Source organism: Psychromonas sp. psych-6C06 (genome assembly GCF_002835465.1).
In the GTDB taxonomy this organism is placed as follows: domain Bacteria; phylum Pseudomonadota; class Gammaproteobacteria; order Enterobacterales; family Psychromonadaceae; genus Psychromonas.
Genome location: NZ_PIZM01000009.1, coordinates 187,254 through 204,330, shown reverse-complemented (window position 1 = coordinate 204,330; position 17,077 = coordinate 187,254). Strand labels below are relative to the sequence as shown.

11 protein-coding genes are annotated in these 17,077 nt (G+C 39.1%); 9 read left to right on the top strand and 2 right to left on the bottom strand.

The window, feature by feature from the left end:
* Positions 1–6: 6 nt before the first annotated feature.
* From argE to CW745_RS13575, 3 genes are all read left to right on the top strand, one after another.
* Positions 7–1,155, top strand: coding sequence for an acetylornithine deacetylase (argE, locus tag CW745_RS13585; protein WP_101109234.1), 1,149 nt, complete (start codon positions 7–9; stop codon positions 1,153–1,155).
* Between the two features lie 126 nt (positions 1,156–1,281).
* Entirely contained in the window at positions 1,282–3,915 is a 2,634-nt protein-coding gene (ppc, locus tag CW745_RS13580) for a phosphoenolpyruvate carboxylase (protein WP_101109233.1), read from the top strand.
* Positions 3,916–4,061: 146 nt separating this feature from the next.
* Entirely contained in the window at positions 4,062–6,854 is a 2,793-nt protein-coding gene (locus CW745_RS13575) for a glycosyl hydrolase family 18 protein (protein ID WP_101109232.1), read from the top strand.
* A gap of 21 nt (positions 6,855–6,875) precedes the next feature.
* On the opposite strand, the gene CW745_RS16695 is transcribed toward CW745_RS13575, so the two are convergent.
* On the bottom strand, positions 6,876–7,046 hold the full coding sequence (locus CW745_RS16695) for a hypothetical protein (protein ID WP_193755608.1): 171 nt from the start codon (positions 7,044–7,046) through the stop codon (positions 6,876–6,878).
* 113 nt (positions 7,047–7,159) lie between these two features.
* Between CW745_RS16695 and tusA the strand changes: the two genes are divergently transcribed.
* A complete protein-coding gene (gene tusA / locus CW745_RS13570; protein WP_101109231.1) occupies positions 7,160–7,396 on the top strand; it encodes a sulfurtransferase TusA in 237 nt (78 codons plus the stop codon).
* 203 nt (positions 7,397–7,599) lie between these two features.
* Here tusA and galE read toward each other — a convergent pair whose 3' ends face one another.
* A complete protein-coding gene (galE, locus tag CW745_RS13565; RefSeq protein WP_101109230.1) occupies positions 7,600–8,616 on the bottom strand; it encodes a UDP-glucose 4-epimerase GalE in 1,017 nt (338 codons plus the stop codon).
* A 124-nt stretch (positions 8,617–8,740) separates the two neighbouring features.
* Between galE and CW745_RS13560 the strand changes: the two genes are divergently transcribed.
* The 5 genes from CW745_RS13560 to CW745_RS13540 all read left to right on the top strand — a co-directional run bounded on the left by CW745_RS13560 (position 8,741) and on the right by CW745_RS13540 (position 17,004).
* Positions 8,741–9,322, top strand: a complete 582-nt coding sequence (locus CW745_RS13560) for a TetR/AcrR family transcriptional regulator (RefSeq protein ID WP_101109229.1) — start codon at positions 8,741–8,743, stop codon at positions 9,320–9,322.
* Between the two features lie 27 nt (positions 9,323–9,349).
* On the top strand, positions 9,350–10,471 hold the full coding sequence (locus CW745_RS13555) for an efflux RND transporter periplasmic adaptor subunit (protein ID WP_101109228.1): 1,122 nt from the start codon (positions 9,350–9,352) through the stop codon (positions 10,469–10,471).
* Positions 10,472–10,479: 8 nt separating this feature from the next.
* Positions 10,480–13,566: a multidrug efflux RND transporter permease subunit gene (locus tag CW745_RS13550; protein WP_101109227.1), complete on the top strand. Its 3,087-nt coding sequence runs from the start codon at positions 10,480–10,482 to the stop codon at positions 13,564–13,566.
* A gap of 142 nt (positions 13,567–13,708) precedes the next feature.
* Positions 13,709–15,697 (top strand): nitrate- and nitrite sensing domain-containing protein, encoded by a 1,989-nt coding sequence (locus CW745_RS13545; RefSeq protein WP_101109226.1) that lies wholly within the window; start codon positions 13,709–13,711, stop codon positions 15,695–15,697.
* Between the two features lie 524 nt (positions 15,698–16,221).
* The gene (locus CW745_RS13540) at positions 16,222–17,004 is read left to right on the top strand and encodes a DUF2189 domain-containing protein (protein WP_101109225.1); all 783 of its coding nucleotides are present in this window, start codon (positions 16,222–16,224) and stop codon (positions 17,002–17,004) included.
* Positions 17,005–17,077: the final 73 nt, after the last annotated feature.

The following is a 17,077-nucleotide window of genomic DNA, read 5'->3' as shown; positions in this document are numbered from 1 at the left end:
ATACCTATGGCACTGCCAACGTTTATTGACTTGTATAAAGGACTTATCGCAATCCCCTCAATTAGTTCGACTGATAGCTCATGGGATCAAAGTAACCTAGCGGTGATCAACCAACTGGCTTCATGGCTAGAAGAGCTCGGCTTTAGCAATGAAATAACCGAAGTCAAAGGCTCTCCAGGAAAATTCAACTTAATCGCAACCTATGGCAGTGGTGATGGAGGGTTATTACTCGCAGGGCACACTGATACCGTTCCTTATGACGAGGGAGCATGGGCAAGTGATCCATTCAAAGTAATTGAAAAAGACAACCGCCTATATGGCCTAGGTACGATTGATATGAAAGGATTTTTTGCTTTTGTTATCGAAGTATTAAAAAGTACCGACCTTTCTAAACTACATAAACCATTGCGTATTTTAGCTACCGCAGATGAAGAAACGACTATGTCAGGGGCGCAAGCTATTGCACAACAAAAGTCGATCAAACCTGATTATGCTGTTATTGGTGAGCCAACAGGAATGGTTCCGGTTGTAATGCATAAAGGGCATATGTCGGAAGGAATACGCATTACAGGTCACAGTGGGCATAGTTCAGATCCTGATAAAGGATTAAATGCAATTGAGATCATGCACCTTGTCATTGGTGAATTAAAAAAAGTACAACAACAATTCAAAGATAAATACCACAATGAACACTTTGCAGTCCCCTACCCCACATTAAACTTTGGTGCTATCAATGGTGGCGATAGCCCAAATCGTATTTGTGGCTGTTGCGACTTACACATTGATATGCGTCCTATTCCTGGTATAAGTACAAACGAGCTATTTATCACAGTAAAAGAATCGTTAAGCGAGATCGAAAAGCGCTATCCAAACAGTGTTGATATACATCATTTACATGAGCCGATTCCTTCCTATCAATGCCCTGCTCATTCCGATTTAATTACCCAAGCTGAAATTTATACGGGTAATAAGGCACAAAGCGCAAACTACTGTACAGAGGCTCCATTTATCGAACAACTAGGTTGTGACACCATTGTTTTAGGTCCAGGACACATTGCACAGGCACACCAACCTAATGAGTATTTAGACCTATCATTTGTGAAACCTACACAGGCGGTTATTAAGAAATTAGTACAACGCTACTGTGTAATTTAGTTACAGGAACTGCGTTAAAAGCAAGCGTTTAATCACAGTGCAAGATTGACTGTTGCCACTTTTGTGGTAATTTAGTTGTGTTATTACAGTTTTATATTGTAATTTAATTACAGGAAGAGAGGATTTATGACAGAGGAATATGCAAACTTACGTGGTAATGTGAGTTTATTAGGACAGTTATTAGGTAAAAGTATTGGTGATCACTTAGGCGCTGAATTTCTAGATAAAATAGAATCGATCCGTCAACTTTCGAAATCTTCTCGCGCAGGTAGCGAAGATGATGGAGAAACATTGATCAATGTATTAGCCAACCTTTCTGATGATGAATTATTACCCGTTGCACGTGCCTTCACGCATTTTTTAAATCTAGCGAATATTGCTGAGCAGTTTCACGGTATTTCACGTCACTGTGACAGTGGCGTTTGTAGCCCCGATCCGATGGATCAATTAATCGCTAAATTAAAAAATTCAGAGACCTCTGAAGAAAGCATGCAAAAAGTGATCGATGAATTATCGATGGATATGGTATTAACAGCCCACCCTACCGAGATCACTCGACGCACACTAATTCATAAGCATACTGCGATTAACGAATGCTTAAGCCTATTAGAGCTTTCTGACATTTCAGATAAAGAGCGGGATCAGTTACTCAATCGTCTTGAACAACTAATTACCCAAGCATGGCATACCAACGACATTCGTAAAAATCGCCCAACTCCTGTTGATGAAGCAAAATGGGGTTTTGCGGTTATTGAAAATAGCCTATGGGAAGCAGTGCCACTTTATGTACGTCAATTAGATGAAAAACTTCAAAGTGGATTAGGGCTCACATTGCCACTTGATGCTTCTCCAATTAAGTTTACCTCTTGGATGGGTGGCGACCGAGACGGCAACCCATTCGTAACAGCAACAGTGACGCAGGAAGTTTTACTGACTAGTCGCTGGGTAGCCGTTAGCTTGTATCTTCAAGATATTAAACAGCTTACTGAAGAATTATCAATGGGGAGCTGTAGCGAGTCATTACGCGAAATAGTTGGTGATGTTGATGAGCCTTACCGTGTAATTTTACGTAAACTGCGTGGCGAATTAAAAGAAACACTAACAGCATTAAGCGCCGTACTACAAAATCAAAAAAGTGATGCACGTGACTTAATCACAACCACTGAACAATTAAAAGCACCATTACAACTTTGTTATCAATCACTAAAAGATTGTGGCATGCACTCGATTGCGGATGGTTTAATTTTAGATATTCTTCGTCGTGTTGCTTGTTTTGGTATTAACTTAGTTAAGTTAGACATCCGTCAAGATGGCGAACGCCATGGTGATACTTTATCAGAACTAACACGCTATTTAGGCCTTGGCGACTACAATGCTTGGAGTGAGCCCGATAAACAAGCATTTTTATTACAAGAGCTAAATAGCAAGCGCCCACTTATTCCAGCATCCTGGGCACCATCTGCTGAAGTGCAAGAAGTATTAGATACTTGTAGAGTCGTTGCTAAAACAGATCCACAAGCTTTAGGTATTTATATTATCTCAATGGCACGTGAAGCTTCTGACGTATTAGCAGTGCAATTACTGTTAAAAGAGGTAGGTTGCCCATTCCGTATCCCTGTTGCACCACTTTTCGAAACATTAGATGATTTGAATAACGCCAAAGAAGTGATGGAACGCTTATTCGCTGTTGATTGGTACCGTGGTTACATCAATGGTGAACAGCATGTCATGATTGGTTACTCTGACTCCGCTAAAGATGCCGGTGTGATGGCTGCTAACTGGGCACAGTATCAAGCACAGGAAGCACTGGTAAAAATCAGTGATGAGAATGATATCCAATTAGTTCTGTTCCATGGACGTGGTGGTACAATTGGTCGAGGTGGTGCACCTGCACATCAAGCGCTATTATCACAACCTCCGGGCTCGTTAAAAGGTGGTTTACGTGTGACAGAGCAGGGCGAAATGATCCGCTTTAAATTTGGTTTACCAAAAGTTGCCGTGCAAAGCCTAAACCTCTACACAGCTGCAATTTTAGAAGCCAACCTATTACCACCACCAGCGCCTAAACAAGAATGGCGTGATTTAATGGATCAATTTGCAGAGCAATCTTGTGAAGAGTACCGTTACTTTATTCGTGAAGAAGCAGATTTTGTTCCGTACTTCCGCAGTGTTACTCCGGAGTTAGAATTAGGTAAGCTCGCGTTAGGCAGCCGACCTGCAAAGCGTAAACCCAATGGTGGCGTAGAAAGCTTACGTGCAATCCCTTGGATCTTCGCATGGAGTCAAAACCGTTTGATGTTACCAGCTTGGTTAGGCGCAGGTACCGCATTGAAAACATTACTCGAAGAGGGTAAAAAAGAGCTATTACAAGAGATGTACTGTGATTGGCCTTTCTTCCAAACTCGATTAGAAATGTTTGAAATGGTGTTCTTGAAAGCGGATGAAGATCTCACCAAGCTTTATGAAGAACGTTTAGTGCCGAAGGAGCTATGGCCATTAGGACAGCGATTACGTGATAACTTAGTCATGACGCGTGAAACAGTGTTGGAAACAATACCAGATCATAAGTTGATGCAAGAACAGCCTTGGATTAAAGAATCAATTTCACTACGTAACCCGTATGTGGATCCATTAAACATATTACAGGCAGAGCTACTTTCTCGCTCACGTAAAAATGGTGAAGAGATTTGTCCAGTGATCGATCAAGCATTGATGGTTACGATTGCCGGTATTGCAGCAGGTTTACGTAATACAGGTTAAGTACTTCTTTTTAGCTCAGTAGACTAACTGCTGAGCTAAAAACTACCCAGCTCACTAAACACGGCATCAATCATAGGCAAACATTTACAGCTAATTTGTAGTTCCCCTATAATAAAGCTTATCTGTCGCTTCATTTTGGATCCAACGTGTTATCTCGCCTATTTCTACTATTTAGTGTTATCCTGTCACAATCGGTCTTTGCCGATCAACACACCCATCAACAAGATAACGTTTTTGTTTATTACAAGCAGTGGGCAATTTATGGCCCTAATTACCACATTCGAGATATTCCCTTTCAACAAGCAACACATATCGTTTACCAAAGTGCCGCTATTGATGCGGAATATAATGTTGTTGTCAGTGATGAATACGCCGATATAAACCATAGTTACCCAGATAATGACCCTAAGAAAATCCCCTTTCAAGGTAGCCTAGGCGAACTTTATAAAGCAAAGCAGGAACACCCAAACCTGCAAACTATTATCTCAATCGGTGGATGGGGACGTGCCGAATACTTTTCTGACATTGCAGCGTCACCTAAACTACGAAACCACTTTGCACTTTCAGCACTGCAGTTTATTCGTGAATATCGCATGGATGGTATTGAAATAGACTGGCCAGCACCAATTAAAGGCGCAAGTCGATCTGAAGATCCTGAAAATTTAAATTTACTATTAGAAGAGTTAAGAGAAGTACTTGATATCGGTAGTATGCAGGATAAACAGCACTACACCTTAATGATCACCCCCTCAGCAAAGCCTAAATTTCAAGGAAGCTGGGACATGGATAAAGCACAGCATTATTTAGACTATTTCAGTGTGCCCACCAACTACATTCATGGATATTGGGAAAAAAACAGTAACCATTTAGCCCCCTTATCACTGTCTTCTGAACATGAAAAACAGTTACTTGAAAAGAAAATGGAAGTCGGTAGCTTTGATAGTATTTTAGCGCAATATGAGCAACACAACGTAGCACCCGATAAACTGATCCTTAATATATCTTCCTTTGCCACAGGCTGGAATGGTGTAAAAAATCAAAATAATGGTTTGTTTCAAAAAGCCAAAAAGGTGTCATGGGGAACTTGGGATTCAGCAAATAGTGGTCGAACAGGGCTATACACACAAGACTACTTAATAGGATTTATGGCAACAAAAGGCTATCAGAAGTATTGGGATAATGATGCGAAGATGCATTGGCTATATAATCCTGAAAAGTTTGATGGACACTTCATCACTTTTGAAGACAAAGATTCAATCGCGCATAAAATTGATTATATTAAAAGTAACCATTACAGCGGTATTGGATTACGTCAAATACATAACGATTTAAAAGGGCCTGACTCTTTATTAAGTAAAATATACGCACAGTTTTATCCACTACAAGCCTTCTACTATCAATTACACTCATTTTATACGACACACAAAGCAAAAGTACTTATTACCCTCTTCTTCCTTATAATGGGTATTGCACTAACAATCTATTGGCGTTTTAAACAACGCAGTGAAGAACAAGAAGATGCAGATGATAAAGCACAATATATTAAAGTGCGTTCACAGCTTCAACATATTGAAACACCACTTCAAGGTATCCAATCACTTTCTAGTCAAATTGATAAAAAAACATTACCGCTAACACCTGAAACAGAGCAAAAGCTAGAAAATGTAAAATGCCAAAGTGATCAGCTCAACCAGCTAGTGCACCAATTGCTTCATGAAACAACCTTAGCGGATAGCTCAAGCTTGCCAAAGCCAGAAGCATTGGCTCCACTCACTATTTTTCAAAATGCGATTAAAATTGTGTTTCCGGAATTAAAAGAAAAAAGTATCACGATTAGTTTAGATATATCACAACCTCTAAAAAATGTGCATGTTGATCAAAGTTATTTACAACAACTGTTCATTTTACTTCTTTCCTACCTTGCACAGCGTAACCCTAAAAATACTATCCTACAGATAAAAACAATACAGCAAGGTGCCCTCAGTGGTTTTGAGATCAAAGAGCATAAACATAACAACAGTGAAACGGTACATCAAAAGCAGACTTTACAAGCGATAAAACGATGCGCCAGTATGCTTGGCTCAAGCATCTCCTTCCAAAGTACCAACCACCATGGCATCTTTTTTATTGGCTTACCGAGTACCAATGAAAAAATACAAGACCATAACGCGTTATTACTTAATGTAGAAGAAAATGGTGATCCTACGATAAAAATTGAGCCATCAGAGCAGAAGGAAGAGGTACAAGAAAAACAGCCTATTACTAGTAATCATGAGCATAACCGCTTAATGAGTTTACAAAGTTTTAGTTTACAAGCAGAAAAGTTAACCGATATAAAAGAGCTTATTGCTGCCGCATTTGAACTATTTGTTAACGATGATAAATCACTTAATGTCACCGTTTATGAAGGACAAAATGTTCTTCACCAACATACATCAACAGAAAGCGATGATATGTCCGAGGTATTAGAGCTATCACCCTCTTCGCTAGCACAGTACCGTTTTGAGCTTCGTACCAAAGAGCCATTACAAGATGAGGATGTCGCTTACTTTCAAAGCTTAGTTGCACAGATCCAAATGATGCGTAAACAGATCAGTGAACTTGCAAAAGAACCACAACTACTAGCAGAGCTTTATGAAATCGCTTCGCAGAAAGACCACATAAAATATATTCAAGCAGATAAAGGTTACAGCGGTATAGTCTGCGATAACAGAGATACTATTTACCTTTCATTGCGCCTTAAAAATATAAAACTCTACTTCAAAGATGAAAGCCTGCTACAAATTCATCGTTCTTACTTAGTTAACCCACGTAAAGTTTTACGTATTGTACAGCTCAGTAAAATAAAATATGAGATAGAATTAGATGGTGAACGCTTACCAATTGCACGTGCTTATATCCCTTTATTAAAAGAAAACTTCCCGCACTGGTTTGAATGAGCCTTAGTATTTAACCAAGTATTACTTAGGGGGAGTGCGATCATTAATCTCAATCCAGAGTGCCACCGATGCCATTAACATCGCCATCGGCCAAGCACTTGGCTGAATATATACAAAGGGAAAAATAGGGATCAAAGTAGTACTGATTAAAATAGCTAAATAAATATAAATACGATGATTAACTTGAAACATAAGCCCACCTTAGAATATGATTTAGATCACAAAGTTAAGCTTAGTAATATTTTATTAACCTTTTTAGAGTTTTTTAGACTTAAAAAACCAGCCTTTATTACAGAGTAATTTTAATGTCCAATGACAATTTCAAAACACTTGATACACTTGGCCTTCGTTGTCCAGAGCCTGTGATGATGATTCGAAAAACAGTGAGAAAGATGCAACCTGGTGAGCAATTAGAGGTGATTGCCGATGATCCTGCAACAACACGTGATATACCTAGCTTCTGTCGCTTTATGGATCATCAGCTATTAGAGAGTCACATTGAGCAACTTCCCTACCGATATGTTATTAAAAAAGGCACATAAAGACTAATACCAAATCCACTAAATAACTGATCAATCTTACTGGTTAAAAGAAGCTATTTCAGCGTTAAAAATTTCGCAAAGGGAACAACCATTTGCATCAATTTTCGCCTTGAACTAACTCCTTTTTCCTGCGTAATACTTAATCACTATATTAGCGAAATTGGTATAAAAAGCTAAATGCTTTTTAGTCTTTAGCTTTGTGGTTATTCCGCATAACCATTTGGATTCTCAGATTGCCAGCGCCACGTATCTTGCATCATTTCATCCAAGCCTCGCTCTGCTTGCCAGCTTAGTTCTGCTAATGCTTTCTCAGGAGCAGCATAACAAGCTGCAATATCACCTTCACGTCTTGGTGAAATGTTATAAGCAATCTTCTTACCGCTAGCGACTTCAAAAGCACTTACCATCTCCAATACAGAGTAACCATTGCCCGTACCAAGATTATAAATATTCACGCCCGTTGTTGTGTTTATTTTATCTAGCGCTCTTAAGTGCCCAAGTGCAAGATCGACTACATGGATATAGTCACGAACACCAGTACCATCTGTAGTCTCATAATCATCACCAAATACCGCTAATGCCTTAAGCTTACCAACAGCTACTTGTGATATATAAGGTAATAAATTATTAGGAATACCATTTGGATCTTCCCCAATAAGGCCAGATATATGCGCTCCAACAGGGTTAAAGTAGCGTAAAATTACAAATGACCAGCGTGGATCTGATTTAGCAACATCTTGAAGCACCATCTCGACCATCAACTTAGAAGTGCCATAAGGGTTGGTTGTACCACCGACAGGAAAGTTTTCACGAATAGGTAAACTTGCCGGATCACCATAAACCGTTGCCGATGAACTAAATACTAAATTAAAGACGCCTGCATCAGCCATCGCATCTAATAACGTTAAAGTGCCCTGTACATTATTTTGGTAATACAATATCGGCTTAACAACAGATTCACCTACCGCCTTTAATCCAGCAAAATGAACGACAGATTGAATTTCATGCTTACTGAAAACATCATCTAAAAAAGCTTTATCTAAAATATCACCTTCATAAAAAACACACGATTGACCTGTTATCTTTTCTACACGCGCAATAGATGTTTTTGATGAATTACATAAGTTATCAACAATCACGACTTGTTGCCCTGAAGTTAATAACTCTAATACTGTATGTGAACCGATATAACCGGCACCGCCTGTCACTAAAATTGTCATAACTTATCCAATAAATGAAAAATATATGAATTTTAACATAGCCAAATTGAGATTATAGCTATAATTTCGATTGCATTAATCTTTTAAATAACGATAATGAACGTTCATTCACTATTCTGAGGAAATGATGCCAAAGCACATCAAGATTTTAGAAGCTGCAGAAGAAATACTTGCAGAACGTGGTTTTTACGGTCTATCTATGAAAGTGTTAGCTGATACAGCAGGCATTGCGGCAGGCACTATTTACCGTTACTTTGATAGTAAAGAAGAGTTAATGCTTGAATTACATAAGTTTATTAATCTAGAGGCGTCAAAAACCATTTTTAATGGTTGGTCAAATTCGCTTGATGAAAAACAAAAGTATGACTTACTTTGGGAGAATGCATTTAATGCTGTCTTAACCAATCCACAACGATTAACCGTGATAGAAATGCTCTTTTGCATCCCCCACATTAACAGAACAACAACGACACTTTTCGAAGATGAGGCTTTTTACCGCTTAATCGAATTTTATCAAAAAGGGATAGATGACAAACGTTTTCATAATTGGCCACTCCCTGCACTGGTTGCCCTTAGTTTTGATAGCTCAATCAGCTTAGCAAAAAAAGTACTACGAGAGCGTTTACAGATAGATCAAAAAATATTGGTGCAGGTACGTGATGCATCATGGAATATTATTCAAAAGCAACATAACAATGTTATTTAACAACACATTAATTATTAAGGTAAGACAATGAAAAAATGGATCGCTTCTGCAATCGTATTAGCCGTACTAGTTTTTGGTAGTGTTATTGGATTTAATATGTTCAAAGCACAAAAAATCAAAGAATATCTGGCCAATCGACCAATACCTGAATTTCCAGTAACCGGTAAAGATATATCTTTGCATGATTGGACGCCTCACCTTCGTGCAATCGGTTTTATTGAACCTAATCAAGGCGTAACAATTACGAATGAAGTATCTGGTAAAGTAGTTAAAATTAATTTTGTTTCAGGTCAGCAACTTAAATCGGGTGATGCACTTATTTATCTAGACTCTGAAGTTGAAGAAGCAAACTTAAAAGCCTCTCAAGGACGCTTACCATCGGTTGAACGTAACTACAAACGTATGGTTTCATTGTTTAAGAAAGGCTCAGTCTCACAGGGACAAGTAGATAGTGCAGAAGCAGATTTACTTGCTCTACAAGGGCAAATCGAAAGCTACCAAGCAACGATTAGTCGCCGTATTATCCGCGCTCCTTTTGATGGTATCGCCGGATTACGTAATGTATTCATGGGTGAATACCTCAAAGATGGCACCGACATTGTTCGCTTAGAAGACATCAGCCGTATGCAACTGCGTTTTACTATTCCACAAAACGATCTCAATAAGATTTATATTGGGCAAAAAATGAAAATCTTTGTAGATGCACAAGCAGATAATACCTTTGAAGGTACCATTTCAGCTATCGAACCCGCGGTCAATTACCAAAGTGGTGTCATTCAAGTTCAAGCAGATATTCCAAATCAAGATCATAAACTACGTTCGGGGATGTTTGCTAAGGCTAATATTGTTTTACCAACGATTGAAAAACAGATTACGGTACCAGAAACAGCGATCAACTATACGCTATATGGTGAAACAGTTTACGTTATTAGCGATCAAACTTCAGAATCAGGCGACACCTTTAAACAAGTCGACCAAAAGATTGTAAAGCTTGGCGAAAGCATTGATGGTGAAGTACACATTTTATCAGGACTTAACGATGGCGATACCATTGTGACTAGTGGCCAAGTACGCTTAAGCAATGGCGCGCGTGTGACAATTGTAGAGTCTGATATTCTTAATAAACCAGCTGAAATTCCAGCACTGTAGGGCTGATCATGAAATTTACAGATACATTTATAAAACGCCCAGTACTAGCAATATCACTGAGCTTATTAATCGTACTGTTAGGGTTACAAGCACTTGGCAAGATGCAAGTACGTGAATACCCTAATATGACTAACACCGTAATCACAGTTAGTACCAGCTATTACGGTGCTAACGCAGATCTAATTCAAGGCTTTATCACGCAACCGATTGAGCAAGCAATTGCGCAGGCCGACAATATCGACTTTATGACTTCACAGAGTTATATGGGTGTATCTAGCATCACAGTTTATATGAAGCTAAACACAGACCCCAATGGGGCGGTTGCCGATATATTAGCGAAGGTAAATAGTGTTCGCTCTCAGCTACCAAGTGAAGCAGAAGACCCTACAATAGACTTGAGTACGGGCTCATCAACATCTGTTATTTACATTTCATTCTCAAGTGAAGAGCTTAATTCAAGTCAGATCACTGACTACCTTGAGCGAGTTATCAAGCCACAATTATTTAGTATTAACGGGGTAGCAAAAGTTAACCTGTACGGCGGTACCGCTTTTGCAATGCGAATCTGGCTTGATCCTGAACGCATGGCTGGCTTTAACTTAACCACAACGGACGTTGTACAAATACTTCAGGCAAACAATATTCAGTCTGCAACGGGTCAAGCAAATGGCTATTACACACTCTTTAACGGTAATACAGAAACACAAGTTTCGACCGCTGACGAGTTAGAGAACCTTATTGTTGCAACTCGTGAAGATGGTAAAACAATTCGTCTACAGGATATCGCCAAGGTTTCCTTGGAAAAAAGTCATGATATTTACCGTGCGATGGCAAATGGTAATGATGCTGTTGTGGTTGCGATTGATGCAGCTCCCACAGCAAACCCTCTTGATATTACTGCCGGCGTACGTGAAATGTTACCGGATCTACAAAAGAACAATCCAAGCTCTATTAAGATGGATGTACTTTATGATTCAACGATTGCCATTGAAGAGTCTATCGCTGAGGTAATTAAAACAATTGGTGAAGCAGGTCTCATTGTATTAGTTGTTATGATCCTTTTCTTAGGTTCATGGCGAGCAGTTGTTATTCCGATCATCACGATACCACTGTCACTAATTGGTGTTTTAGTGGTAATGCAGATGTTTGGTTTTACCATCAATTTAATGACTCTCTTAGCAATGGTATTAGCAATCGGGCTGGTTGTTGATGATGCAATTGTTGTTGTAGAGAATGTGGATCGACATATTAAAGCCGGTGAACCTCCCTTCAGAGCTGCAATTATTGGAACACGCGAGATTGCCGTACCTGTTATCTCAATGACCATCACCTTAGCAGCTGTTTATGCGCCAATTGCATTAATGGGCGGTATTACAGGTTCATTATTTACTGAATTCGCATTAACACTCGCGGGAGCAGTATTTGTATCGGGGCTAGTCGCTTTAACACTTTCACCAATGATGTGTAGTGTGATGCTGAAAAGTAACCATCAACCGAATCGCTTTGAAAAAGGTGTCGATACAATACTGACAGGCTTAACAAACACTTATTCGCGCCTACTTGATACGCTAATGGTACGTCGCCCTGCAGTAATTTTATTTGCTATCTTGGTATTTGTTTCATTGCCTTTCTTGTTTAAGTTCATTCCTTCAGAGCTGGCACCATCGGAAGATAAAGGGGCATTAATGATGATGTCTAAGGCACCTTCTAATGCCAACTTAGATTACATCGAAAACAGCATGAAGGAAGTCACTGCAAGAATTTCAGAACAACCTTCAGTGCAAAGTAGCTTAGCAATGTCTGGTGTTCCTAATGCGAACCAAGCATTTGGTATCGCGATCATGAAACCATGGAGTCAGCGTGATATTGATCCTAAACAGCTGTCAACCAACCTAAAAAATGACTTTGATGCCATTGCGCCTGTTGCAACAACAGCCTTCCAAATGCCTGAATTACCAGGCTCATCAGGTGGTTTACCAGTACAGTTTGTTATCACCACTTCAAACCCGTTTGAAAGCTTAGTTGAAATCGCAGCTGATGTATTAGCAGCAACACAGGCAAACCCTAACTTTGTTTATTCTGAGTTAGACCTCGCCTTTGACTCTGCAACGATGAATATCAGTATAGATCGCGATAAAGCTGGTGCTTATGGCGTTACGATGCAAGATATCGGTATCACACTAGGTACTTTATTAAGTGACGGCTATCTAAACCGTATCGACCTTGATGGCCGAAGCTATGAAGTTATCGCACAAGTTGAGCGTAAATACCGTTTATCACCTGATAAGCTAGGCGCCTTTTTTGTCAAAGCAAAAAATGGTGACATGTTGCCACTAAGCGAACTCATTGATATTAATGTCGTGGCTGAGCCTCGTTCGCTCCCTCACTTTAATCAACTAAATAGCGCAACAATTGGCGCTGTATTAGCCCCAGGCTTTGCAATGGGTGATGCGATTAGCTTCTTTGAAGAGTTATCCACGACTAAATTACCTCAAGGTTATCGTCACGATTACTTAGGTGAGGCACGTCAATTTGTGACTGAAGGCAGCGCACTTTATATGACCTTCTTACTCGCAGTACTGATTATTTTCTTAGTACTAGCAAGTCAGTTTGAAAGTATCCGCGATCCGTTAGTTATTCTAATGACGGTGCCATTAGCGATCAGTGGAGCCTTGGTTGCTCTCGCATGGGGGGCCGCAACAATGAATATCTATACTCAGGTGGGGTTGATCACACTCGTTGGACTAATCACCAAGCATGGTATTTTGATTGCAGAAGTTGCAAAAGAGGAACAACTACATAACGGTGTTGATCGTATAGAGGCAGTAAAACGCGCAGCAACCGTTCGTTTACGTCCAATTTTAATGACAACGGCGGCGATGGTTGCGGGTCTTATTCCTCTTTTATTTGCAACAGGGGCAGGCGCTGAAAGTCGATTTGGGATCGGTGTTGTGATCGTAGCAGGCTTATCAATCGGTACCCTATTTACCCTATTTATTTTGCCGGTTATTTACTCATTTATTGCAAGTTCACATCAAAAGCGTAAAGAATTTGATGAGACATTGTTATTAAAAGTGAATGACAACGAGGTATAAATAATCATAATCAATGATGCAGGCTAATTACATTAGTCTGCATCATACTTTCTTTAAAACACTTGCCTTTATAATTATCTTTTCTTGAAAAATAGTTGACCTACCCTACAGTTATTAGACATTCATTGATTGAGGAAATCAGATGCTGTCTTTTATTAACAATATATCTATCCATCGAAAAATAATGGGCTTAACAATACTTCCTCTACTCTGTTTTGTTGCTTTGGCAGCTTACAATTTCAATCAAACTTATCAAAATAAAAAAATGCTGGAAGAGATGCTTATTCTCACAGAGTCAGCTTCGGCCAGTGCACTTCTGGTTCATGAATTACAAAAAGAGCGTGGTGCTTCAGCCGGTTTCTTAGGCTCGAAAGGTAAAAAGTTTCAAGATATTCTTAAGCAACAACGCACAGAAAGCGACCAAAAACAAAATACACTGCGACAGTTTAGACAGAGCGCTCAACTTCCACCCCAACTTGAAAATCTCTTTTCACAAATAGACATCGAATTAAATAAAATCCCTGAAATGCGTAATCGTGTTGATAACTTCACTGTAACAGTCAAAGAGGAAGTCGCTTTTTATACCCATTTAAATGCACTTTTATTATCTATAATGGACAATGCTGCCAACAATAATAAAAATGCATCATTGGCTATTTCAGCGACTGCAATTGGTAGCTTCCTTCAATATAAAGAACGGGCGGGTATTGAACGGGCTATCATGAGCAATGTATTCGCCAATGATAAGTTTACGCCTGCGTTACTCGAAAAATTCATACGACTATTAGCAGAGCAACAAGCTTACTATGATAAGTTTAAAGCTCATGCGAATGGAATACAGGTCAAAACATACGATAGTAGTGTTACAGGCAAGGCTATAGACGAGGTAAACGATTATAGAAAAATAGCACTTACTAAAATGCAAGAAGGTAACTTTAACGTTGATCCTACCGTCTGGTTCGCCACTATCACGCAAAAAATAAACCTTTTAAAATCAGTTGAAGTGCAACTTTTAAAAGAATTATACAACGACAACGAACAACTCATTTCAGACAATCAAAATAATCTAATTAGTTTGGCTACAACCATTTTAATCACACTTTTTGTTGTGTTACTGCTCACCTTTTATATCGGCTCACAGCTTGATAAAGGCATTGAAGAGATAACCACTAAGCTAAACATCATATCCAATAGTAATGATTTAACAGTTCGCATTGAAGTCGATAGCGGGGATGAACTTGGAACGATAAGTAGCACAATTAATCAGTTACTTTGTCATTTACAAACTTTAGTACGAACAATACAAAATACCACGGAGCAACTGAAAAACAATCTAGATGAAAATATTGAACATAATTTACTCATCTCAAGTACGATTAATAATGGCTCAGATCAAGTTACTCAGGTCGTTACCGCAACAACAGAAATGAATAGCACTGCAGCAGAAATTGCACGTAATGCCATTCAAGCTGCTCAAGAAACAGCCAGTGCAAGCAGCGAGAGTAAACATGGTAATGATGAAGTCGAAGAAACAATTATGCATATCAACCACCTATCACACGAACTCAATAGCGCATCCGCTGTTATTGAGAAGTTAAATAACGCGGCGATGAACATTGGAAAATTTCTTAATGTGATTAAAGAAATATCTGAAAAAACCAATTTATTAGCACTCAACGCAGCCATTGAAGCGGCACGCGCAGGTGACTCAGGCCGAGGGTTTGCTGTTGTAGCAGATGAAGTTCGTAGCTTAGCGCTTCAGACAAAAGATTCTACTACTGAGATAGAAACCATGATCTGTGAGCTACAAGCAAGCTCTACAGCAGCACAACAAGCAATGAGTAATGGTATTAAAGTCGTTGAACAAAGTGTGGAAGACGCAAGGCATACTGGCGAAAACATTTCTCACATAAACGCATTTATTCAACAGATTAATCTAATTAATGAACAAGTGGCTACCGCATCAGAAGAGCAAACCAGCGTTACAGAAGAAATAACACGGAATATGGTAAACATTCAAGATGGTTATAATGATATGCAGCAGGGTTACCATACGGTTGAAAAATGTAATCAAGCGGTAGAGTTGTTAACCAAAGAGTTAAATGCAACCATCAGCCAGTTTAAAATATAAAAAGCTCAAAGAGAAATATATAACCAGCCAAGACCGTGTGCTTATGCCATATCAATAGGCGAAAACGTTAAAATTGTTCAGTAAATCTTGCCCAGCATGCTTTGCGCTTACGCTATTTTTTAGTTAAACAGTATGCAACACTTAAACGGCAAAAATCAAAAGCCCCTAGGGTATGTTAAAGCGGACCTATAGTAGTTAGTAGTCATGTTTTGATGCTTCCCTGAGACTAGGTGAAATTAGCTACCTGTTTGAAAAGCAATAATTTTATCGGGCTGAATCAATTTCCTTTTTTGAGACAGTCGTTTATTTGAGTTTGCACTTTCAATCAGGCTATTTTTAACAGGTAAAATTAAGAAAACGAGCATCAATTGATTGCACTTATATAATCATTACATATCGTATCTTCTCTGCTTCAATCCATTAATTAATTTTTCAACTCACTGACTGTCGATTAAAAAATGAACTTTTTGAAAAGTTCTTACGTATTGCATTTTATCGTCCATTGCTATTTTCAGGAGAGTAACATGCCAACTACACAAACGTTTTCGCACCCAAGCTCAGAATACGCAAGAACAATAGCGTGCCACAAGTTGAAAGTGGCGGCTCCATTTCACTGGTTATCGTTAGCCATAAAAGATTTTTTAAGTAGCCCATTCATTAGCATTGGGTACGGGATACTATTTAGCATTATTCCCTATGCAGCATTGCAGTTACTTTCAGCAGAAGCTAGCCCAATGTTTATTATTCCAATGGTTGTTGCCTTTACATTAATTGGCCCTGTGTTTGCTTCTGCACTCTATGACGTTGCTTGGGAGATTGAAAAAGGGCATAAACCATCCTTCAACCACAGTGTAAAAGCCCTGTTGCGAAATCAAATTAGTCTTTGGGCGTTTGCTGTTATTCTATTATTGATTATGATTGCTTGGGTACGATTGGCGAGCCTGGTATTTGTACTTTTTCCTACCGCTGCTAATGCGTCATTAATGGACATGGCTGTGTTCTTAGGGGTTGGCTCTTTAATTGGTGGTGTTTTGTCGATGACTGTACTTGTTATTTCTGCATTTACACCACAAATTATTATGGAACGCCGAGTTGATATTATGACAGCGATATTTACCTCAGCAAATGCTGTAAAAAATAATCTTCTCGTAATGTGTATTTGGGGGGCTATTATTATCGCTAGTGTTGCAATTGGCTTTTTAACTTCAGGTATCGCTTTTGTTGCAATTATGCCAATGCTGAGTTTTGCTAGCTGGCATGCATATATCGCAACGGTTAAGACTAAAAAGCAACGTACTTTTGAGTAACTATTCGAGGGATGTTGATGTGTGAATTTATTTGCTACACAACACCCTCTGCATTTGCCGTAAAGGCATTGTG